23 protein-coding genes are annotated in these 21,420 nt (G+C 67.3%); 9 read left to right on the top strand and 14 right to left on the bottom strand.

Going from position 1 to position 21,420, the window contains the following annotated elements; all coding sequences use genetic code 11:
- The 8 genes from ACE3QW_RS16775 to ACE3QW_RS16740 form a co-directional block, all read right to left on the bottom strand.
- Positions 1 to 1,209, bottom strand: a complete 1,209-nt coding sequence (locus ACE3QW_RS16775; protein ID WP_374252664.1) for an acetyl-CoA C-acetyltransferase — start codon at positions 1,207 to 1,209, stop codon at positions 1 to 3.
- 24 nt (positions 1,210 to 1,233) lie between these two features.
- Positions 1,234 to 3,039: a long-chain fatty acid--CoA ligase gene (locus ACE3QW_RS16770; protein ID WP_374252662.1), complete on the bottom strand. Its 1,806-nt coding sequence runs from the start codon at positions 3,037 to 3,039 to the stop codon at positions 1,234 to 1,236.
- A gap of 10 nt (positions 3,040 to 3,049) precedes the next feature.
- Complete coding sequence (locus ACE3QW_RS16765) at positions 3,050 to 3,859, bottom strand: ABC transporter ATP-binding protein (RefSeq protein ID WP_029557960.1); 810 nt, start codon at positions 3,857 to 3,859, stop codon at positions 3,050 to 3,052.
- Positions 3,860 to 3,864: 5 nt separating this feature from the next.
- Positions 3,865 to 5,046 carry an ABC transporter substrate-binding protein gene (locus tag ACE3QW_RS16760; protein ID WP_250166656.1) on the bottom strand — a complete coding sequence of 394 codons (1,182 nt, stop codon included), beginning with the start codon at positions 5,044 to 5,046 and terminating at the stop codon, positions 3,865 to 3,867.
- 44 nt (positions 5,047 to 5,090) lie between these two features.
- Positions 5,091 to 6,134, bottom strand: coding sequence for a branched-chain amino acid ABC transporter permease (locus tag ACE3QW_RS16755; protein WP_374252659.1), 1,044 nt, complete (start codon positions 6,132 to 6,134; stop codon positions 5,091 to 5,093).
- Positions 6,134 to 7,012, bottom strand: a complete 879-nt coding sequence (locus tag ACE3QW_RS16750) for a branched-chain amino acid ABC transporter permease (RefSeq protein ID WP_029557956.1) — start codon at positions 7,010 to 7,012, stop codon at positions 6,134 to 6,136. The genes ACE3QW_RS16755 and ACE3QW_RS16750 overlap by 1 nt, the downstream gene beginning before the upstream one ends.
- The gene (locus ACE3QW_RS16745) at positions 7,012 to 7,866 is read right to left on the bottom strand and encodes an ABC transporter ATP-binding protein (protein WP_374252657.1); all 855 of its coding nucleotides are present in this window, start codon (positions 7,864 to 7,866) and stop codon (positions 7,012 to 7,014) included. The genes ACE3QW_RS16750 and ACE3QW_RS16745 overlap by 1 nt, the downstream gene beginning before the upstream one ends.
- Before the next feature lie 126 nt (positions 7,867 to 7,992).
- On the bottom strand, positions 7,993 to 8,754 hold the full coding sequence (locus tag ACE3QW_RS16740; RefSeq protein ID WP_029557954.1) for a FadR/GntR family transcriptional regulator: 762 nt from the start codon (positions 8,752 to 8,754) through the stop codon (positions 7,993 to 7,995).
- A gap of 410 nt (positions 8,755 to 9,164) precedes the next feature.
- Here ACE3QW_RS16740 and ACE3QW_RS16735 point away from each other — a divergent pair, with 410 nt between their 5' ends.
- A complete protein-coding gene (locus tag ACE3QW_RS16735) occupies positions 9,165 to 9,776 on the top strand; it encodes a hypothetical protein (RefSeq protein WP_374252655.1) in 612 nt (203 codons plus the stop codon).
- 66 nt (positions 9,777 to 9,842) lie between these two features.
- On the top strand, positions 9,843 to 10,340 hold the full coding sequence (locus ACE3QW_RS16730; RefSeq protein WP_374252653.1) for a nuclear transport factor 2 family protein: 498 nt from the start codon (positions 9,843 to 9,845) through the stop codon (positions 10,338 to 10,340).
- 7 nt (positions 10,341 to 10,347) lie between these two features.
- Here the strand turns inward: ACE3QW_RS16730 and ACE3QW_RS16725 are convergent, their stop codons facing one another.
- The 5 genes from ACE3QW_RS16725 to ACE3QW_RS16705 form a co-directional block, all read right to left on the bottom strand.
- Positions 10,348 to 10,485 (bottom strand): hypothetical protein, encoded by a 138-nt coding sequence (locus ACE3QW_RS16725; RefSeq protein WP_374252652.1) that lies wholly within the window; start codon positions 10,483 to 10,485, stop codon positions 10,348 to 10,350.
- Between the two features lie 19 nt (positions 10,486 to 10,504).
- On the bottom strand, positions 10,505 to 10,819 hold the full coding sequence (locus tag ACE3QW_RS16720; protein ID WP_374252651.1) for a BrnT family toxin: 315 nt from the start codon (positions 10,817 to 10,819) through the stop codon (positions 10,505 to 10,507).
- A 149-nt stretch (positions 10,820 to 10,968) separates the two neighbouring features.
- Entirely contained in the window at positions 10,969 to 11,988 is a 1,020-nt protein-coding gene (gene ilvC / locus ACE3QW_RS16715) for a ketol-acid reductoisomerase (RefSeq protein ID WP_024279649.1), read from the bottom strand.
- 162 nt (positions 11,989 to 12,150) lie between these two features.
- Positions 12,151 to 12,666, bottom strand: coding sequence for an acetolactate synthase small subunit (gene ilvN, locus ACE3QW_RS16710; RefSeq protein WP_029557951.1), 516 nt, complete (start codon positions 12,664 to 12,666; stop codon positions 12,151 to 12,153).
- 186 nt (positions 12,667 to 12,852) lie between these two features.
- The gene (locus tag ACE3QW_RS16705; RefSeq protein ID WP_029557950.1) at positions 12,853 to 14,613 is read right to left on the bottom strand and encodes an acetolactate synthase 3 large subunit; all 1,761 of its coding nucleotides are present in this window, start codon (positions 14,611 to 14,613) and stop codon (positions 12,853 to 12,855) included.
- A 427-nt stretch (positions 14,614 to 15,040) separates the two neighbouring features.
- On the opposite strand from ACE3QW_RS16705, the gene ACE3QW_RS16700 reads away from it, so the two are divergent.
- The 7 genes from ACE3QW_RS16700 (at position 15,041) to lpxK (ending at position 20,758) form a co-directional block, all read left to right on the top strand.
- The gene (locus ACE3QW_RS16700; RefSeq protein WP_051679152.1) at positions 15,041 to 15,523 is read left to right on the top strand and encodes a hypothetical protein; all 483 of its coding nucleotides are present in this window, start codon (positions 15,041 to 15,043) and stop codon (positions 15,521 to 15,523) included.
- A 10-nt stretch (positions 15,524 to 15,533) separates the two neighbouring features.
- Positions 15,534 to 16,499, top strand: a complete 966-nt coding sequence (gene ubiA / locus ACE3QW_RS16695) for a 4-hydroxybenzoate octaprenyltransferase (protein WP_374252648.1) — start codon at positions 15,534 to 15,536, stop codon at positions 16,497 to 16,499.
- Positions 16,500 to 16,583: 84 nt separating this feature from the next.
- Positions 16,584 to 17,435: a 3'(2'),5'-bisphosphate nucleotidase CysQ gene (locus tag ACE3QW_RS16690; protein ID WP_250166664.1), complete on the top strand. Its 852-nt coding sequence runs from the start codon at positions 16,584 to 16,586 to the stop codon at positions 17,433 to 17,435.
- Entirely contained in the window at positions 17,432 to 17,677 is a 246-nt protein-coding gene (locus tag ACE3QW_RS16685; protein ID WP_024279655.1) for a DUF4170 domain-containing protein, read from the top strand. The genes ACE3QW_RS16690 and ACE3QW_RS16685 overlap by 4 nt, the downstream gene beginning before the upstream one ends.
- 60 nt (positions 17,678 to 17,737) lie before the next feature.
- Positions 17,738 to 18,436 carry a lysophospholipid acyltransferase family protein gene (locus ACE3QW_RS16680; RefSeq protein WP_029557946.1) on the top strand — a complete coding sequence of 233 codons (699 nt, stop codon included), beginning with the start codon at positions 17,738 to 17,740 and terminating at the stop codon, positions 18,434 to 18,436.
- A gap of 10 nt (positions 18,437 to 18,446) precedes the next feature.
- Positions 18,447 to 19,742, top strand: a complete 1,296-nt coding sequence (locus tag ACE3QW_RS16675; protein ID WP_374252645.1) for a 3-deoxy-D-manno-octulosonic acid transferase — start codon at positions 18,447 to 18,449, stop codon at positions 19,740 to 19,742.
- Positions 19,742 to 20,758 (top strand): tetraacyldisaccharide 4'-kinase, encoded by a 1,017-nt coding sequence (gene lpxK / locus ACE3QW_RS16670; RefSeq protein ID WP_374252643.1) that lies wholly within the window; start codon positions 19,742 to 19,744, stop codon positions 20,756 to 20,758. The genes ACE3QW_RS16675 and lpxK overlap by 1 nt, the downstream gene beginning before the upstream one ends.
- Before the next feature lie 12 nt (positions 20,759 to 20,770).
- Here lpxK and ACE3QW_RS16665 read toward each other — a convergent pair whose 3' ends face one another.
- Positions 20,771 to 21,142, bottom strand: coding sequence for a DUF423 domain-containing protein (locus ACE3QW_RS16665; protein WP_024279659.1), 372 nt, complete (start codon positions 21,140 to 21,142; stop codon positions 20,771 to 20,773).
- Positions 21,143 to 21,420 lie beyond the last annotated feature (278 nt).

The raw sequence follows: 21,420 nt of genomic DNA, 5'->3' as shown, positions 1-21,420 counted from the left end.
TCAGACCCGTTCGATGATGGTGGCGACGCCCATGCCGGCGCCAATGCACAGGGTGGCGAGCGCCGTGGCCTTCCCCGTCCGCTCCAGCTCGTCGAGCACGGTGCCGAGGATCATGGCTCCGGTGGCGCCGAGCGGGTGGCCCATGGCGATGGCGCCGCCGTTCACGTTCACCTGTGCGGGGGCCAGCCCCAAAGCGTCGATGAAGCGCAGCGCCACGGCAGCGAAGGCCTCGTTGATCTCGTAGAGGTCGATGTCGGCGGCGCTCATGCCCGCCCGCTTCAACGCCTTCTCGGCGGCGAAGGAGGGGGCGGTGAGCATGATGGTGGGTTCCGAGCCGATCTCCGCGAAGGCGCGGATGCGCGCGCGCGGCTTGAGCCCCGCCGCAGCCCCGGCCTCCCGCGTGCCGATGAGCACGGCCGCAGCGCCGTCCACGATGCCGGAGGAGTTGCCGGCGTGGTGGACATGGGCGATCTCGCCGACTTCGGGATAGCGCAGACGCGCGATGGCGTCGAAGCCGGGGTCCGCCCCCATGGCCGCGAAGGCGGGCTTGAGGCGGGCGAGATCATCCACGCTGGAATTGCCCCGCACCGTCTCGTCGCGGTCCAGCATCACCTCGCCGATAGCGTCGGTGACGGGCACGACGGAGCGGGCGAAGCGCCCCTCCGCCCACGCCCGCGCGGCGCGGTGATGGCTCTCCACGGCGAAGGCATCCACGGCGGCGCGGTCATAGCCCCATTTCGTGGCGATGAGATCGGCGCTGATGCCCTGCGGCACGAAGCGGGTGGCAAAGGCCACGTCCGGGTCCTGGCTCCACGCCCCGCCGTCCGAGAGGATGGGAATGCGCGACATGCTTTCACAACCAGCGCCGATCACCATGTCCGCCTGCCCGGCCATCACCTTGGCGGAGGCCATGTTGACCGCCTCCAGCCCGGAGCCGCAGAAGCGGTTGATTTGAACGCCCGCCACCTCGTCGTCATAGCCCGCGCGCAGCGCGGCGATGCGCGGCAGGCACTGGCCCTGCTCGCCGATGGGCATGACGACACCCATCACGATGTCGCTCACCACCGACGTGTTGAGGGCGCTGCGGTCGCGCAAAGCGGAAAGCACGGTGGCGGCGAGATGCACGGGCGTCGCCGCATGCAGCGCGCCATCCGGTTTGCCGCGGCCGCGCGGGGTGCGCACGTGGTCGAAGATGTAGGCGTCTGGCATGGAGGGTCCTTGCAGCCGCGCCGCTCAGGCGTAGAGGCCTTCGATCTCGGTGGCGTATTTCTTCTGGATGTTGGAACGGCGGATCTTCATGGTCGCCGTCACCTCGTCGTCGTCGTGGTCCAGCTCCTTGGTGAGGAGGTGGAAGCGGCGGATGTGGGACACCTGCGCCAGCTCCGCATTGGCCTTGGCGATCTCACCCTCGATCAGCGCGCGAACCTGCGGATTTTCGACGAGATTGCGGAAATTGGTGTAGGCGAGCGACTTCTCCTCCGCCCATTTGCCCACCGTCTCGAAATCGATCTGGATGAGCGCGGAGACATATTTGCGCGCCTCGCCGATGACGATGCATTCCTTGATGAAGACGCTAGACTTCGCGACATTCTCGATCTCCGACGGGCTCAAATTCTTGCCGCCCGCTGTAATCATGATGTCCTTCAGGCGATCGACGATCTTCACCTGATCGCCCACCATCTCCACCACATCGCCGGTGTGCAGCCAGCCGTCGCGGAGCGCAGTGGCCGTCGCCTCCTCGTTGCGGTAGTAGCCGGCGAAGACGAGGTCGCCCTTCACCATGAGTTCGTTGTGCGGGCCGAGCTTCACCTCCATGCCCTCCGCGGCCGGGCCGACGCAGCCGGGGCGGAGATCGGTGAGCCGCTGGCCGGTGCACATTCCGGTGGTCTCGGTGGCGCCGTAGACCTCCACCAGAGGCACGCCGAGGGTGCGGAAGAAACGCACGATATTGGGCGAGATGGGCGCCGCGCCGGTCATCGCCACCTTCGCGCGCCTGAGGCCGATGAAGTTCTGCAGCGCGCGGAAGAAAAGCAGGTAGGCCACGAAGAAGAGCGCCCGCTCCTTCAGCGAGCGCTTCGACGGGTGCTTCTCGGCGAACGGCTCGCACGCCTTCACGAGGCGTTCGTACAGCGCGCGGCGCAGGCCGCCTGCCTCCATCATCTTGATGGTGATGGAGGCCGCCAGCTTCTCCCAGATGCGCGGCACGCCGAGGAACATGGAGGGCGCGACCTCCCGCAGGTCCTCCTGGATGGTGCGGATGCTCTCGCCGAAATTCACCTGCGATCCCAGATAGATGGGCGCCATGGTGGTGAGCATCTGCTCGGCCACATGGCAGAGCGGCAGATAGGAGACGTGGGTGGTGGTTTCATCCAGCCCCAGCCGCTCGGCGAGCGCGATCGCCTCGGCGCGCAGGTTGCGATAGGTGAGCATCGCGCCCTTGGGCTTTCCGGTGGAGCCCGAAGTATAGATCATCAGCGCCACATCGGAGAGCGACTGACGCGCCAGCGCGTCCTCGATGATCCCGGGCTGGGCCGCGCGATGGGCGGCGCCCATCTCGATCATCGTGTCGAAGGCGATCACCTCGCCGCCCGCGTAGGTGCGCAGGCCCTTCTTCTCCACCACCACGATGCGCCGGAGCTTGGGCAGTTCGGCCCGGCGCTCCAGCACCTTGTCCACCTGCTCCTGGTCCTCGCAGACGACGATTTCCGCCTCCGCATGGCCGAGCACATAGGCCACCTCATTGGCCGGGCTGGTGGGGTAGACACCCACCGTGACCGCCCCGAGAAGGCCGGCGCCGAGCTGCGTCAGCACCCATTCGATGCGGTTTTCGGAGAGCACCGCCACATGCCCGCCCTCGGGCAGGCCGAGGGCGCGCAGGCCGTGGCCGGCGAGGGCCGCGCGCTCGAAATAGGCCTGCCACGACACCGGATTCCAGATGCCGAAATCCTTCTGGCGGATGGCGGTGCGCGGGCCGATGCGCTCCGCATTGAGACGCAGCATCTGCGGCAGGGTGAGGTCCGGGAAAACGGGTGCGGTCATGGTCGCGCGCTCACGAAAGCCAGCGCTTGCGGCGCTTGTAGTGCTTGATGTCGCGGTAGCTCTTCGCCCCCGCCTCCCCGGCCATGCCGAGGTAGAATTCGCGCACGTCCTGGTCCGCCATCAGCCGCTCGGTGGGGCCGTCCAGAACGATCTTGCCGGTCTCCATGATGTAGCCGTAGTGCGAGACCGCGAGCGCCACCGCCGCGTTCTGCTCCACCAGCAGCATGGAGACGCCCCGCTCGCGATTGATGCGGGCGATGATGGTGAATATCTCCTCCACCAGCTTGGGCGAAAGCCCGAGGGAGGGCTCGTCCAACAGGATCAGCTTCGGCTCCGCCACCAGCGCGCGGCCGATGGCGAGCATCTGCTGCTCGCCGCCGGAGAGATAGCCCGCGCGCCCGTTGCGTCGCTCGTGCAGGCGGGGGAAATACTCGTAGACCGCGTCGAAGGACGAGGGCTTCGTTTTGCGCCCGGTGAGCGCATAGGTGGCGGCGACGAGGTTCTCCTCCACCGTGAGGTCCTCGAAGATGCGCCGCCCCTCCATCACGTGGAACAGGCCGCGGCGCACGAGGTCGTGCGGCTTCAGCGCGCCGCTCGGCGCGCCGTCGAAGGTGATGGCGCCGGAGGTGACGTCTCCATCCTCCAGCGCGAGAAGGCCGGACACCGCCTTGAGGGTGGTGGACTTGCCGGCGCCGTTGGAGCCCAGCAGCGCCACCACCTTCCCGGCCTCCACCTTCAGCGACAGGCCGCGCAGCACCTGGATCGTCTTGTTGTAGACGACCTCGATGTTGGAGATGTCGAGTATGGCGTGCGCGGTCATATCAATCACTTCTTCAGGCTGATCCAGTCGGATGCCGGCTTCATCTGCTTGTCGGCGGCGTTGAACTGGTAGATGCGGCCGACGGGGACGGAATTTCCGGGCACCGAGATCGGGACGCCGATGATGCCGCCCGTGTCGAAGTCCTTGATGGAATTGAGCGCGGCCTTCAGCGTCTTGCCATTCAGCTCCTTGCCGGCCTCCAGCGTGCGCTTGGCCGCCTCGCCCATGAGCATGGCGGTGAGAAAGCCCTGCATGTAGCCCGTCGCCTGATAGGTGGGGCGGAGCTTGCGGATCTTTTCGAGGATCGGCGCGTCGGGCGAGGTGTCGTAATAGTAACGGTAGGGCATCACGCCCATGAAGCCGTCGGCCGGCGCGCCCACATTGGCCCAGAGCGAATTGTCCATGGACCAGAAGGTGCCCATGAACTTGGTCTTCAGCCCGAGCTGCTTGGCCTGCGACATGAATTCAGGCAGCGGCGCCAGCACATAGCCGTGGAAGATGGTGAAGTCCGGATTGGCGCGGCGCAGCTTCAGCACTTCGGTCGAGACATCCACCGCGGTGGGCGGCGTGACGATCTGCGCCACCACGTCGAGGCCCATCTCCTTCGCCCGCTTCACGCTCGCCTCGATGGGGTCGCGGCCGAACTCGGTGTCCGAATTCACGAAGACGAGCTTCGCCCCCGGCTGCGCCTTGGCGATGTATTCGAGCAGGATGGCGAACATCTCCACATAGTCCGGCCCGGCCATGAACTGGAACGGATACTTCTCGGGATTGTTCAGCTCGCTGCCGAAGGACGCGCCGGCCATGAGGATGGTGCCGCGGCGGTTCAGCTCCTCGTTGATGGTCTTGGCGAAGCCGGTGCTGTCGCCATAGTAGAGATGGATGTCGTTCTGGGTGGTGAGCTTGTTGAACACCGCAACGGACGTATCCACCTTGTAGGCGGTGTCCTCATAGGCGAGGCGCAGCTTGCGCCCGGCGATGCCGCCGGCCTCATTGGTGAGCTTCACATAGTCGGACATCCCCGCCTCGATGGCCACGCCGGCGAAGGCGAACACGCCGGTCAGCGGGATGGACCCGCCGATGACGATCTCCTTCTCCTGCGCATAAGCGGTGAAGCCGGGAAAGGCGGAGGCAAGGCCGGCGCCGGCGGCGAGGCCCATGATCTGGCGTCTGTTGAGACTGGTCATTGGCGTTTTCTCCCTTGGATCTTTTTACTTGGTCTTTTCTTGCGTCACGTGCGAAACGGCCACAGATGGAAGAATCGGCGCGCGCGGCGCACCATTTCCGCAAGTCCATGCGGCTCGAAGACGAGAAACAGGATGATGAGCGCGCCGAACACGATAGTGCGCACCGGCGAGAGCGCCGCGCCGGCATTGGGGAAGATCGGCGCCAGCCAGTCCACCACATACTTCAGCAGCTCCGGCACCAGCGTCATGAAGGCCGCCCCCAGCACCGAGCCGATGATGGTGCCGAGCCCGCCCACGATGACCGCCGCGAGGAAGAAGATGGAGGTGGCGAAGGGGAAGCTTTCCGGCGTCACCACGCGGAAGAAATAGGCCCACATGCCGCCCGCCACGCCCGCGTAGAAAGAAGACAGCGCGAAGCTCATCAGCTTGTAGCGCAGCAGCGGGATGCCCAGCACCTCGGCCGAGATGTCCCGGTCGCGGATGGCGATGAAGGCGCGGCCGATGCGGGTGCGGAACAGGTTCGCCGCGCCCAGCACCATCAGGCAGGTGATGGGCACGATGACGAAATAGAGCGCGAACGGGCTCGCCAGTTCCAGCCCGAACAGGCGCGCCGGAGCCACATTGATGCCGCGCACGCCGCCCGTCACCGAAACCCAGTGGGTGAAGACGAAATGCAGGATCACCGAGGCCGCGATGGTGGCGATGGCGAGATAGAGCCCCTTCACCCGCAGGCTCGGAATGCCCACCAGCACGCCCACGAAAGCCGCGACGAAGCCGGCGGCGATGATGTTGACGAGGAAGGGCGTGCCCACCTGCCCCTCGAAGAAGGCGACCGCATAGGCCCCCACCGCCATGAAGGCCGCCTGCCCGAGGCTGACGAGGCCAGTAAAACCGGTGAGGATGTTGAGCCCTGTCGCGCTCGCCACGTTGATGGCGACGAGGCAGGACAGATAAAGCCAGTATTGGTTGAGCACGAAGGGCGCGAGCACCAGCATGGCGAGGAGCACGCCCATCCACGCCCGTTGCGTCGAGGTGACGAGCAGCCCCTCGTCGGCGATGTAGGTTTCCTTGGCGGTTGCGATGCGCATCAGAGCCGCTCAATCTCCACGGTGCCGAACAGGCCGTAGGGCCGGATCATCAGCGCCGCGATGAGGATGGAGAAGGTGGTGACGAGCTTGTACTCGCCGCCGAGGAAGGTGCCCGCCCAGGCCTCCACGAGGCCGATGAGGATGCCGCCGACGAGCGCGCCGAGCACGCTGTCCAGCCCGCCGATGATGACCACCACCAGCGCCGAGAGGCCGAACACGCCCATGGTGGGCGAGATGCCGCCGATGGCCCCCACCAGCAGCCCCGCCCCGGCGGCGGTGGCGCAGGCTACCATCCAGGCCAGCGAGAACACCGCCGGCACGTTGATGCCGCAGGAATAGGCCGCCGCCTGGTCGGTCGCCGTGGCGCGCAGGGCGACGCCGCCGCGCCAGAAGCGGAACAGCAGCAGAAACAGGGCGATGACCAGCGCCGACACCACGAAGCCGATGGCGATCTTGCGCGAGACATAGGCTTCGCCGATGAACACCGGCGCCTGCCCCATGAAGTCCGGCAGCGCGCGCGGATCGGTGTTCCAGATCAGCTCTGTTGCGCCGATGAGCACCGAGCCGAGCCCCACGGTGAGCATCAGCACGGAGATGGAGCTTTCGCCCAGCATGGGCCGGATGAGCGTACGCTCCACCACGAAGCCGAACAGCGCACCACCGGCGATGGCGAGCGGAATGGCGAGCCATGTGGCGAGACCGAAGGCGGTGACGAAGGCGAAGAAGAGATAGCCGCCCAGCATCAAGATTTCGCCCACCGCGAGATTGATGACGCGGGTCGCCTTGTAGATCAGCACGAAGGACAGGGCCGTGAGCGACAGCAATGCCCCGGAGCCGAGCCCCGCCAGTGTCACCTCGGTGAAGAAGAGCCAATCCATCAGGCCGCCTCCCCCACTCCGGAGAGGCGCCGCATCAGCTCGGCCGGATCGCCGGAGCCAAGATAGGCGGCGGCGACTTCCGGATTGCCCTGCACCTCGGCCGGCAGCCCCTGCGCAATGACCTTGCCGAAATTCAGCACCACCACATGGTCGGAGATGTCCATGACCATCGCCATGTCGTGCTCCACCATTAGGATGGAGATGCCCCATTCCTCCTTCACGTCGAGGATGAAGCGGGCCATGTCCTCGGTCTCTTCCCGGTTCATGCCGGCGACGGGCTCGTCCAGCATCAGGAGGCGCGGGCGCATGGCGAGCGCGCGGGCAAGTTCCACGCGTTTCTGGAGGCCGTAGGAGAGGGAGGCGACGGGCTTGTTGCGGATGTGGTCGATCTCGAGGAAATCGATAATCTGCCGCTCCACCTCGGCGCGCAGCTCCATCTCCTCGGCCCGGGCCGCGCCCCAATAGGTCAGCGCCTGCAGGAGGTTGGTCTTCATGTGGGCGTGCCGGCCGAGCTTGATGTTGTCGAGCACGGTCATGCCCTTGAAGAGCGCGATGTTCTGGAAGGTGCGCGCCAGCCCCGCCTTCGCCCGCTCCGGCGGGTGGGTGCGGGTGATGTCCACGCCATCGAGGCGGATCGCCCCGGCGCGCGGGCGGTAGAAGCCGGAAATGCAGTTGAACAGCGAGGTCTTGCCGGCGCCATTCGGGCCGATGAGGGCGGTGATCGAGCCCTTCTTCACCTCGAAGGACACATTGGTGAGCGCCCTGAGCCCGCCGAACCACAGGCCGAGGCCGTCCACCGCCAGATGCGCGGCGACGGGCGCAGGCGTTGCCGCGGAGGCTGGCGCGGCGTTCATGCCCCCTCCCCCGGCCGCGGGCTGGCGCACGGGCGCCGCCCGGCCACAGGGACCGAGTTGACGTGTTCCAAGGCATTCCCTCCAAAGCCGCCGGTTTTCCGGCGATCATCTTGGCTTTACTTCACCTCAACTCTGCGACTTGCTCAGCGCATAGCGCGCAAAGATGCGCTCCACTGGCTCGTCAATCTCGCGGCCGGCTCGCACGAAGCCCTTGCGCCAGTCCACCAGATGCCGGCGCATCCAGGTGCGGGAGAGTTCGAGGTCGCGGGCCCTGACGGCGTCGATGATGAAGCGGTGCGCCTGCGCCATGCGCCCGGCGCCCTCGGGCACCCTCCGGCAGATCATCTCCGTGGAGGGAAAGAACAGCAAGGCGGCGGGCTCGCGCGCCATCTCCAGCACGCGGTTGCCGCAGGCACGGGCGAGGAGCGCGTGAAATTCTGAGTCCAACTCGGCCACGACGACGGGATTGTTCACCGCCGCCTCGAGGCGCTCCTGGTTATCTTCCAGCGCCGCCAGCATGTCCGCATCCGCATGGACGACCGCGCCTTCGACCGATCCCACCTCCAGCACCATGGCGGTGTCGAACAATTCGCGAAAGGTCACGTCCTGCAGCACCAGCGCGCGGCTGATGCGGGTGGAGAGGCCGCCGGCCCGCGGCTCGCAGACGAACAGCTTGCGGCTCGCCTCCCGCCGCACGAGGCCGCCCTGCTCCAGCACGCGGATGCCCTCGCGCACGGTGGAGCGGTTCACCCCGAACTGCCGCACCAGCGCCGCCTCGGTGCCGATCTCGTCCCCGGGCCGCAGCCGGCCGGACACGATCTCGGCCTCGATGGCCTCGGCGACCATCTCGTAGGCGGAAGGGACCTTGATGCGGTCGAACCGTTCCATCGCGGGCGGAAAATCCTCAAAAGGAGGCTTTGTCGGACAAAAGGCTATTTGTAGCGAAATGGGTTGTCAACGGGGAGAATGGGAAATGCATTTTACGGCATAAACAACTGATAAAAAACACCTTTCCTTGCCATCGCAATTTCGCCCGACATCTTTTGCATCGCATCATTGCAGGCGCACACTGATGCGTTCCCCCGATCGCGCGGCGCGTCGTATCCACCCGTCCCGGACAGTCCCCGGCCCTATTCTTGCGTCGCTCGCCATCGCGCGATCCCAACGCGCGACGTGCCTTGGACGGGTTTGGTCATGCCATTGTATTTCCAACGAGATTGCGCACATCGAGGGCGCGCCCCCGGCGTGTCGCAAAGCAGACGACGCGCAGCGGTCCCCAGCTTCGGGATGGCCGCGCGATGACGGCCACCCCACCCGAGCCGCTGCGTCGCTTTTGCTGGGACATCCAGTCCATGGTGGAACTGGCGGACGATCCACGCGAGATCCTGATGATCGGTCGCGACCTCATGGGCCGGCTGGTGGCGCAGGACGACTGGCTGCCGGAGGTCTTCGCCCGGCTCGACGGCGCGCCGTTCCAGCAATACCAGCTCTATGCGGACCAGATGACCCGCTTCACCGTCATCGCCACCGTGCTCGCCCCCGGCGACGCGCTGCCGGTGAGCGAGCAGACGGTGTGGGAACTGGCCGGCGTGCTGCGCGGCGAGGTCGTGCGCCAGCGTCTCGCGCTGCCCGATGGCGCACCGCCGGTGGCACGGGCGGCTTCGAAATGTCTCGGTGCGGGCGCGGTGGATGCCTTCGCGCCCAAGGACGGGGACGGGCTCGCCATTGCCAACGGCTCGTCCACCGCTCCCGCCATCCTGATCGAGGTGCATGGCGCGGAGATCGGCGACCAGCCCCGCCGCACGGTCGGGCCGGACGGCACCGTGGGCAGCTTCACCACCGTCTACGCCAACCCGCCGGAGGCGCCGGCCTGGGACATCCTGACCATCCAGGCGCGCATTGTGGACTGACGGTTGCCGGCTGGCGGGCGGCGGTGCTCTAGTCGTTCCGCGCCCGCCGGCGCGGAGACCTGCGAGATGCTGCGCCGCGCCGTCCTTGTCCTCGCTCTCCTCCTCGCGCCGGCCCTCGCCCATGCCGAGGACCGTTCGGCGGGGGACCGCGCCGCCGAAGCCGCCATCCGCGCCCGCCTTGCCGCCTGGACCGAGGCGTTCAACCGGGGCGATGCCGCGGCCACCTGCGAGCTGTTCGCCGACGATCTGAAATCCGATGTGCGGGGTGCCCCTGCAGGGGACAAGGCCGCCGTCTGCGCGCGCATCGCCAGGGCGCTGGCGAAGTCCGGCGGCAAGCTCGCTTATGTCTGCCAGATCCACGAAATCCTGGTGTCCGGCGACCTCGCCATGGTGCGCCTCACCTGGGTGCTCACCGAGCGCCCGGGCGGCAATGCGCTTTCGCGCGACGAGGGCATGGACATCTTCCGCCGCGACGCCGACGGCATCTGGCGTATCGCCCGGTTCATGGCATTCGCGGTGGAGAGCGAGAGCACGCCGGGCGGGAAGATCGATGAGGCGCGCTGAAGGTCGGTTACTCCGCGGCTTCCTTGGGCGGCTTACGGCGGCTTTTCGCGGGAATGACGAGATCGAACTCGGCCAGTTGCTCATCGGTGGGCCAAGTCATGTCCTTGTCCCACGCCCAATGCGCACGGATTTCCTCGTCGCTCATGGCGTCGAACTTCGCCCAATCAACCGTCTTTGCGAGACGATCGGCCTCTTCCAATTGCTTCTTGGTAGGCACGGCGTTCACTCCGATGGGCGATCCTCAGGGAAATGATGCGGCGCCGCTCGCCGTTCCATTTCCACACGCAGAATAGCACACGCCCCTCATATTCGGCCAACGTCTCGAAACGAACCTCGTTGTCGGGAGATTTCGGCGAGACATCATCGACGCGCGGCCGTCCGTCGAACAAGCGCGCAGCGAGAGGAAGGGGCAAACCACGCAAATCGCGGTTCGCCCCGTCCTTTTTGTCATCCCACTCAAGGTCGTCGGTCTCGCCCATGGATTGGCTCGCGATCAACTGGCGTTGACCACAACCGCAGGCGAATAAAGCAACCCCGAGCACGGGCAGACGCGATTTATCCCCAATTTCAACCTTTTCCTCGCGTTTTCAACAGAGGATATCAATGGGGATAACGGCGATGTTCTACCTTAGTTCTTGGACTTGTCCACGAGCGCCTTGGCCTTGATCCAGGGCATCATGGCGCGCAGCTTCTCGCCAACTTCCTCGATGGGATGGGCGTTGACGCGGGCGCGGGTGGCCTTGAAGGAGGCCTGGTTGACCTTGTTCTCCAGCATCCAGTCGCGGGTGAACTTGCCGGACTGGATGTCGTTCAGCACGCGCTTCATCTCGGCCTTGGTCTCGGCGGTGATGATGCGGGGGCCGGTGACGTACTCGCCGTATTCGGCGGTGTTGGAGATCGAGTAGTTCATGTTGGCGATGCCGCCCTCATAGATGAGGTCGACGATCAGCTTCACCTCGTGGAGGCACTCGAAATAGGCCATCTCGGGGGCGTAGCCGGCTTCCACCAGCGTCTCGAAGCCGGCGCGGATCAGCTCCACGAGGCCGCCGCAGAGCACCACCTGCTCGCCGAAGAGGTCGGTCTCGCACTCTTCCTTGAAGGTGGTCTCGATGACGCCGGCGCGGCCGCCGCCGATGGCGGAGGCGTAGGAGAGGCCGAGGTCATGGGCGTTGCCCGAGGCGTCCTGGGCGATGGCGATGAGGGTCGGCACGCCGCCGCCGCGCTGGTACTCGGACCGTACGGTGTGGCCGGGGCCCTTGGGGGCGACCATCAGCACGTCGAGGTCCTTGCGGGGCTCGATGAGGTTGAAGTGCACGTTGAGGCCGTGGGCGAACAGCAGCGCCGCGCCGTGCTTCATGTTGTCGGCGAGGCTCTCGCGATAGATGTCGCCCTGCAGCTCGTCGGGGGTGAGCATCATCACCACGTCGGCGATCTTGGCGGCCTCGGCGGGCGCCATCACCTTGAAGCCCTCGGCCTCGGCCTTCTTGGCGGAGGCGGAGCCGGGACGCAGGCCGATGATGACATCCTTCACGCCCGAGTCGCGCATGTTGAGCGCATGGGCATGGCCCTGGCTGCCATAACCGATGACGGCGACCTTCTTGCCCTTGATCAGGTTCAGGTCGGCGTCGCTGTCGTAATAAACGCGCATCGTGGTCTCCTTATGGGCGTTATCTCGAATTGGGGGATGGCCGCGGCTCCTTTGCACCGGATCGCGGCAAATGGAAACAGGCGTTTCGCCCGGCACCGCTGCCGGTGAACGCCTGTTTCCGATCGGTCACATGGTCAGGCCGCGGTCCTCACGTGGCCCATTTCACATGGCCTCCGGGCCGCGGGAGATGGCCACCACGCCGGTGCGCGCCACCTCCACAAGGCCGAGCGGCTCCATCAGCCAGGCGAACTGGTCGATCTTGTCCGACTTGCCGGTGATCTCGAACACGAAGCTCTCGCGGGTCGCATCGATGACGCGGGCGCGGAAGGCCTCGGCGAGCCGCAGCGCCTCGCCACGGGCCTCGCCCACGCCGCGCACCTTCACCATGGCCAGCTCGCGCTCCAGCGCCGAGGCCTCCACGGTCAGGTCGCGCACCCGGTGCACGGGCACGAGGCGGTCGAGCTGGTTCTTGATCTGCTCGATCACCATGGGCGTGCCGGTGGTGACGATGGTGATGCGCGAGAGGTGCCCCTCATGGCTCACCTCCGACACCGTGAGGCTGTCGATGTTGTAGCCGCGGCCGGAGAACAGGCCGATGACGCGCGCCAGCACGCCCGGCTCGTTGTCGACCAGGACGGAGAGGGTATGGCGCTCGATGGGCTCGGAAGAGTTGGGCATGGGTGTCTCGGATGGAATGGCGTGAGGGCGCGGGGGAAGAGGCTCCCTCTCCCCTTGCGGGAGAGGGTCGGGGTGAGGGGTATGGTTCAGCTTGGCCAGCGCCGGGCGTTTCGACCCGGCGGCCTCACCCCTCACCCCCAGCCCCTCTCCCGCGAGGGGAGAGGGGAGGAAGCGAAAGGGCCCGCCTCACACCAGCATCTTGCCCTCGTCGGTGATGGCCTCGTCGAGGTCCACGGCCATGTCGCCGAGGATCATCTCGTTGTGGGCGCGGCCCGAGGGGATCATGGGGAAGCAGTTTTCCTGCTGGTCCACGATGCAGTCGAAGATCACCGGCCGCTTGATGGCGATCATCTCCTCGATGGCGGCGTCCAGATCCGAAGGCTTGTCGCAGCGGATGCCCACGCCGCCATAGGCGTCGGCGAGCTTCACGAAGTCGGGCAGCGCCTCGGAATAGGAGTGGGAGTAGCGCGCGCCGTGCAGCAGTTCCTGCCACTGGCGCACCATGCCCATGTACTTGTTGTTCAGGATGAAGATCTTCACCGGCAGGTCGAACTGCACGGCGGTCGACATCTCCTGCATGTTCATGAGGATGGAGGCTTCGCCGGCGATGTCGATGCACAGGGCATCGGGATGCGCCTTCTGCGCGCCGATGGCGGCGGGCAGGCCGTAGCCCATGGTGCCGAGGCCGCCGGAGGTCATCCAGCGGTTCGGCTCCTCGAAGCGGAAGAACTGCGCGGCCCACATCTGATGCTGGCCCACCTCGGTGGAGATGTAGACGTCCTTGTCCTTGGTGAGATTGTAGAGCCGCTCGATGGCGTATTGCGGCTTGATGATCTCGTCAGACTGCCGGTAGGCGAGGCAGTTGCGCCCCCGCCAGCGGTCGATCTGCGTCCACCACGCATCCAGCGCCGCCTTGTCGATGGACAGGTCGCGGGCCTTCCAGGCGGCGAGCATGTCCGCGAGCACGCGGGTGCAGTCGCCGATGATGGGCAGGTCGACCTTGACGTTCTTGTTGATGGACGAGGGGTCAATGTCGATGTGGATCTTCTTGGAGCCCGGCGCGAAGGCGTCGAGGCGGCCGGTGATGCGGTCGTCGAAGCGCGCGCCGATGCAGACCATGACGTCGCAGCCGTGCATGGCCATGTTGGCTTCATAGGTGCCGTGCATGCCCAGCATGCCCAGCCACTGGCGGTTGGCCGCCGGGAAGGCGCCGAGACCCATGAGGGTCGAGGTGACGGGCACGCCGGTGAGGCGCGCCAGCTCGCGCAGGATGCGGCTCGCCTCGGGACCGGAATTGATGACGCCGCCGCCGGTGTAGAAGATGGGCCGCTTCGCCCCGGCCAGCATCTCCACCGCCGCCGCGATCTGCGGCGCCTCGGCGTCGAGCTTCGGACGGTAGGTCTTGTGCTGGATGTTCTCGCGGCCGACATAGGTGCCGGTGGCGAACTGCACGTCCTTCGGAATGTCGACCACCACCGGGCCGGGACGGCCGTTCTGGGCGACATAGAAGGCCTCATGCAGCACGCGCGCGAGGTCGTTCACGTCCCGCACGAGGTAATTGTGCTTGGTGCAGGGGCGGGTGATGCCGACCGTGTCGCATTCCTGGAAGGCATCGTTGCCAATGAGGTGGGTCGCCACCTGCCCGGTGATGCAGACGATCGGGATGGAATCCATCAGCGCGTCGGTGAGGCCGGTGACGGCATTGGTGGCACCGGGGCCGGAGGTGACGAGCACGACGCCGACCTTGCCGGAGGAGCGGGCATAGCCCTCGGCCGAATGCACCGCCGCCTGCTCGTGCCGCACCAGGATGTGCTCGATGTGGTTCTGGTGGAACAGCGCATCGTAGATCGGCAGCACGGCACCGCCGGGATAGCCGAAGATGTGCTCGACGCCCTGGTCGGCGAAGGCCTGGATCACCATCTCGGCGCCGGTCATCTGCTTGCTCATGGTGCAACTCCCTGCGGGAACCATCCGGTCCCGGCCGGCGCGCTTCGCCGGACTTTTATCCTTGTCTCCACCCGGCCTGCGGCCCGGCTCGATCCTGAAATTCCGCGCCGGCGCCCCGGCTCAGAAACGACGAAGGGGCCCGAAGGCCCCTCGTCACGCGCCACTTCATTCGTCACAGCCCTCAGGCCGGACGGAAAGTGGCGCACCACCCTACGAGAAGAATAACGATCTTGCGCATGGCCGCGCTGTCCCTTTCAAAAGTTGCGCGAAATTACCCACGCGCAAGGGGTCCGTCAAGCGCAGATGCACTCCGTTAGGGAATGCGTGGTAGCTTTCCGCGCGTTCCGCCGTGATATTGCCCAAAGTTGGGGGTCTGTATATCAAACCTGCGGTCCGAGAGGATCCCGATGAGGAGGGGCTCTGCCTCATGAAGACGTTCACGCTCGCGATTTCGGCCACTCTGGTCGCAACTGCGCTGTCCGCCGGCGTCGCGCTCGCGGATTGCCAGACCGATGTCGCGTCGGTTCGCGGTGAACTGGAGGAGAAGGGCAAGGCCCTGCAGGCGGTGGTGAACAAGAAGGAGAAGGACCCGCAGGTGCTCTGCCCCGCGTTCCGCGCCTTCGCCGCCGCCGAACAGAAATGGGTGAAGTTCCTCACCGACAACAAGGACTGGTGCCAGATCCCGCAGCAGGCCGTCGATCAGGCCGCCGCCTCCAACAAGAAGACCGTGGACATCCGCAACCGGGTCTGCGAGGCCGCCGCCAACGGCGCGTCCGGCGTGGGCGGGCCGAACAAGCCGCCGCCGCAGGGTTCCATGTCCAGCGCGCTCGGGATCACCACCGGCTACAGCATCGATGCGGGGAAGAACACTGGCGTCTTCGGCACCCTCAACGGCAACGCACTGAAGTGAGGTCGCCGGATTGAGTGCCCGCGAAGGGGCCGCCGCCCCGCCGATCGCCGATGCCCCGCGTGGTAACTGGGTGGAGCGCCTGGCCCCTGGCCCGGTGCGCCCATACCTGCGACTCGCGCGGATGGACCGTCCGATCGGGTCGTGGCTCCTGCTTCTGCCCTGCTGGTGGTCCACGGCGCTCGCCGCCATTGCCAATGACGACCCCTATCCCTCGCCCAAGCTGCTGGTGCTGTTCGCCATCGGCGCCGTCGCCATGCGCGGGGCAGGCTGCACCTGGAATGACATCCTCGACCGCAAGATCGACCGGCAGGTGGCGCGCACCCGCGGCCGCCCCGTCGCATCCGGACAGGTGAGCGTTCCCGCCGCCTTCGCGTTTCTGATTTTTCAGGCCCTCGTCGGCCTCGCGGTGCTGCTCTCGCTGCCGCATTTCGCCATCGTCACCGGCATCGCCTCCCTCGGCGTGGTGGCCGTTTACCCGCTGATGAAGCGCGTGACCTCGGTGCCGCAGCTCATTCTCGGCATCGCCTTCTCCTGGGGCGCGCTGATGGGCTGGGCGAGCGTGATGCGCACCATTGCCGATCCCGCCTTGCTGCTGTTCGCCGGCTCGGTGCTGTGGGTGTTCGCCTACGACACCATCTATGCGCATCAGGACAAGGAGGACGACGCCATCGTCGGCGTGCGCTCCACCGCCCTCCTGTTCGGGCGCAGCACCGGCCTTGCCGTGTCGCTGTGCTATGCGCTGGTGGTGTTCCTGTTCGCCGCGGCGCTCATGTCGGTACCGGTGGGGCCGTTCGCCTATCTCGGGCTGATCGGCTTCGCCATTCACCTGTGGATGCAGGTGCGCCGGCTCGACATCGACGATCCCGAGCGCTGCCTCGCCGTCTTCAAGTCGAATCGCGATGCCGGCCTGATTCTGTTCGTGGGCCTCGCCCTCGACACTCTTCTGCCCAACACCATCCTCCCTCTTCTGCCGTAAGGACACCCTTCGGGGCGGTCCGATTGACGCGGTGCAGCATGAGATGGCTTGCCTCGCGGCGTCCGCGCCCCTATTTGGCAGGCAATGAGCACCGAACCGACGCGCGCCGGCGGCGGGGATCATCCCCGTTTCGCCATCGACGACGCCTTCGCCCGCCGTATGGTCCATACGGTGGCCGAGGCCGGCGAGATGGCGCGCGGCATGTTCGCGGCCGGCGTGAAGACCTGGACCAAGGGCAACAATTCCCCCGTCACCGAGGCCGACATGGCGGTGGACGCCTTCCTGCGTCAGCACCTGACGGCGCTTGATCCCGCCGCCGGCTGGCTGTCGGAGGAATCGGCCGATACGCCCGCGCGCCTTTCCGCCTCGCGCCTGTGGGTGGTGGACCCCATCGACGGCACCCGCGCCTTCATGGCGGCCGGCAGCGACTGGGCGGTGTCCGTGGCGCTGGTGGAAGCGGGACGGCCGGTGGCCGCCGCCTTGTTCGCCCCGGCCACCGACGAGATGTTCACCGCCATTGCCGGCGCCGGTGCCTTCCACAATGGCCGCGCCCTCGCCGTCGCCTCCCGCGCGCGGCTGGAAGGGGCCCGGGTCGCCGGCCCGCCGGCCGATCTCGACCGCATCGCCCGCGCCGCCCCCATCGAGCGCCTGCCGCGCATCCGCTCCCTGGCGCTGCGCCTCGCGCGGGTCGCCACCGGCGAAATCGACGTCGCCTTCGCCGGCGGCAATTCCAATGACTGGGATCTGGCCGCCGCCGACCTCGTCGTCACGGAGGCGCAGGGCCGCCTCACCGGCCACGACGGCATGGCGCTGCGTTACAATGCGCCCATTCCCAGCCACGCCCCCCTCGTCTGCGCCGGTGCGCCGCTGCACCAGGCCGCGCTCGAGGCGATGGGCGCACCCGTTTCTTTCAAAGCCGCATTGGATACGCCATGACTGAGACGAAGAAGCAGTTGCCCCACCTGGTTTTCGGCGGGGAGCTCACCGCAATCGACAGCGCCGAGTTCAAGGATCTGAGCAAGCTCGACATCGTCGGCATTTATCCCGACTATGCCAGCGCGACGGCGGCCTGGAAGGCCAAGGCGCAGCAGACGGTGGACAACGCCATGATGCGCTACTTCGTGGTACACCTCCACCGCCTCCTCGATCCGGAAACCGGCAAGGTTCAGGGCGGGTGAAGATCGGGTTCCTCGTCCCTCACCCGGTGCGGGACGCAACAACAGTGGGCAAACCATAAGATGTGGCGGCGACTGAGGACAAACCGCGCCTTCAAGGTGGCAGCGGGAACGACGTTTGCGTCCTATTTCAAGCTGGTGGCGCATACGACCGATTTCGTCGTCGAGCCCCCGGACGTCTTCGACACCATCGACGAGCACCTGCCGGTGATCGTCACCTTCTGGCACGGGCAGCATTTCCTCACCCCGTTCGCCATGAAACCCCACCACAAGGCCAAGGTGCTGATCTCCCGCCATGCGGATGCGGAGATCAATGCCATCGCCGCCGAGAAGCTGGGCGTCGGAACCATTCGCGGCTCCGGCGCCACGTCCAAGCGCGACTTCCACCGCAAGGGCGCGGTCTCCGCCACCTACCAGATGCTGGACACCCTGGCGGAAGGCATCAATGTGGCGATGACCGCCGACGTGCCCAAGATCGCCCGCAAGGTGGGCATGGGCGTCGTTACCATTGCACGCTACTCGGGACGCCCTATCATCCCCGTCGCCATGGCGACCCATAATCGCATCACATTGAAGAGCTGGGACCGTGCCAGCCTGAACCTGCCGTTCGGGAAGGGTGCCGCCGTCGCCGGTGCGCCGATCTGGGTCGACCGCGACGTGGACGAGGCCGGCCTCCTCGCCGCCCGCGATCAGGTGCAGGCCAGCCTTGAGGACGTGACCCGCCGGGCCGAGGCGCTGGCCGCACGGACCTCTCGTCGATGAAGGCCTCGACATGAAGGGGCGCAAGCTGCCTCTCACCCTCCGGGCCTACCGGCGGGCGAGTTCCGTAGCGGCGCTGCTGGCGCCGGCCTGGCTCTCCTATCGCGTCCGCAAGGGCAAGGAAGACCCGGCGCGCCTCGCCGAACGGCGCGGCTATGCCAGCACCGAGCGCCCCCCGGGCCCGCTGGTGTGGGTGCATGGCGCCAGCGTCGGCGAAGTCATTTCCGTCCTGCCGCTGATCGAGCGGCTCTCCCAGCGCGGCTTCCGCGTGCTGCTCACCTCCGGCACGCTCACCTCCAGCCGCGTGGCCGAGCGGCGGGCGCCCCCCGGCGTCATCCACCAGTTCGTGCCGCTGGACGCCCGCGCCTTCGTCGCCCGCTTCCTCGACCACTGGTCGCCGGACCTCGTGCTGCTGGCCGAATCCGAACTGTGGCCGAACCTGCTCGCCGAGCTGGGCCGCCGTGGCACACCCGTCGTGCTGGTCAATGGCCGGCTGTCCGAACGCTCCGCCACCCGCTGGAAAAAACTCCCCAAGAGCGCGCGGGCGCTGCTTTCCCGCGTGGATCTGTGCCTCGCCCAGAGCGAGGACGACGGCGCGCGCTTCCGGGCCCTGGGCACGCCGCGGGTGGAAGTCTGCGGCAACCTGAAATTCGACGTGCCGCCCCCCTCCGCCGACACGGCCGAACTCCAGCGGCTCGACAAGGCGCTCGGCAAGCGGCCGATCCTGCTCGCCGCCTCCACCCATGAGGGTGAGGAGGCGCTGATGATCGAGGCGCACGAGATCCTCACCTCCAAGATCCCGGAGCTGGTGACGGTCATCGCCCCGCGCCATCCCGAGCGCGGGCTGGATGTGGCGGCGCTCGCCCAGGCGGCGGACCTCGCCACCCGCCAGCGCAGCCTCGGCGAGCTGCCGGACCGGGAAACCGACATCTATATCGCCGACACCATCGGCGAGCTGGGCCTGTTCTATCGCATGGCACCGGTGGTCTTCATGGGCGGCTCTCTGGTGGAGCATGGCGGGCAGAATCCCATCGAGCCGGCGAAGCTCGGCGCGGTGGTGCTGCACGGCCCCCATGTGTGGAACTTCGCCAACATCTACGAGCGGCTCGATGCCGACGAGGGCGCGGCGGAAGTCACCGATGCGCTGGGCATCGCCCGCGCCGCCTATGCCCTCATCAAGGACCCGCAGCTGCACGGCGAGATGGCGGATGCGGCCCACGCCGCCGTGACCTCGCTGGGCGGCGCGCTGGACCGCACGCTGGTCGCCATCGAGCCCTATCTCGTCCACATCCGCCTGCAGGCCCGCTGATGCTGCGCGCGCCCGCCTTCTGGTGGCGCGACCGGCCGGGCCTTGCCGCCGCTCTGCTCTCTCCGGTCGCCGCCGTCATCGGCGGCGTGGCGCTGCGCCGGCTTGGGGAGGCCGGCGGCATGGTGGACGTGCCGGTGATCTGCATCGGCAATCCCACGGTCGGCGGCGCGGGCAAGACCCCCACCGCCATCGCCCTCATCGAACGGCTCAAGGCGCGCGGGGCGCAGCCCTTCGCCCTGCTGCGCGGCCATGGCGGCAAGGCCAAGGCCCCCCTTCGGGTCGATCCAGCCTCCCACACCGCGGCGGACGTGGGGGACGAAGCGCTGCTGCTCGCCAATCATGCGCCCACCATCGTCGCTGGCGGGGACCGGCTGGGTGGCGCGCGGCTGGCGGTGAAGGCCGGCGCGAGCCACGTGGTGATGGACGACGGCTTCCAGAACCCCTCCCTCCACAAGGATTGCACGCTGCTCGTGATCGATGCCGGCGTCGGCGTGGGCAACGGCTACGTCACCCCGTCCGGACCGTTGCGCGCGCCGCTGGCCCCACAGATCGAGAAGGCCGATGCGCTGCTGCTGATCGGCGATGGCGCGCCCGGCGAGACGGTGGCCGGGCTGGCCCGCGCGGCGGACCTGGCCGTGCTGCACGGGCACCTCGCGCCGGAGCCCTCGGCCGTCGCGGCGCTCAGGGGCAAGCCTCTCGTCGCCTTCGCCGGCATCGGACGGCCGGAGAAGTTCTTCGCCACGCTGGAGGCGGAAGGGCTCAACGTGGTCGCGCGCCACGCCTTCCCCGACCACCATCCCTACCGGACGGACGAGATCGCCCGCCTCGCGGCGGAGGCGCGGCGCCTCGGCGCGCGGCTGGTGACGACGCAGAAGGACTTCGTGCGGATCGGCTTCGCGTTCACGGTCAGCGCGAAGATCGCGAACCTGCCCGTCAGCCTCGCGCTGGACGGGGGCGATCGGCTCGACGCCCTGATCAGCTGGGCCGAGGCCCGCGTCGCCGCCCGTAGGCTGTAAGGCCGGACCGGCTCAGTGCCGCCGGGCGAGCAGCGCGGTCGCCGCCACCATCAGCCAGCCGAGGATCATGAGGCTGCCGCCAAATGGCGCGCTCCCGCCCAGGAGCTTGACGTCCATCAAGGCCCGCGCGGCAAGATCGCCCGAAAAGAGAAGCGTGCCGAGCGCGATGGCGCTGGCCCCCACCTTCAGCAGCACGCCCCCGCGCGTGAGCTGGAGGGCAAGAGCGACCAGCGCCGCCAGCGTCGCGGCGTTGAACAGCAGGAAGTGCGACGCGGTCTCAAGGTTGGTGCCCCCGCCCACATGGGCCGCAGCAGCCGCAGCCGCGACACCGGCCGCACCGAACAGGCCGGCAAGAAGGACGAGAAGACGGGTCCAGAGGTCCATCGGGTGTATCCTGTCGGGCGTTTGCCGGGGCGTTTCTTGGGGCGTTTCTTGCGGGCGCATCGCGGGCGTTTGTCTATACGCCCGGCGGGCGGATCGCGGGAGCCGCGCCGGCTGCGGCATCGCGCGCCGCCACGGCGGTGCGCACCCCGGGGACCAACCAAGGGCTATGAGCCCAAAGTCTTGACCGGCGGTGCCTTGTGAAGCGTCGAGGCGCTCAGCATAATCCGCCCCAACCAAGGCGGGTACCGCCGTGAATGATGGACAGCGGACGAAGCGGT

Source organism: Xanthobacter sp. (genome assembly GCF_041911315.1).
In the GTDB taxonomy this organism is placed as follows: Bacteria; Pseudomonadota; Alphaproteobacteria; order Rhizobiales; family Xanthobacteraceae; genus Xanthobacter; species Xanthobacter aminoxidans.
Note: the sequence above shows the minus strand (reverse complement) of the source record. Positions and strands in the feature narration are given on the sequence as shown.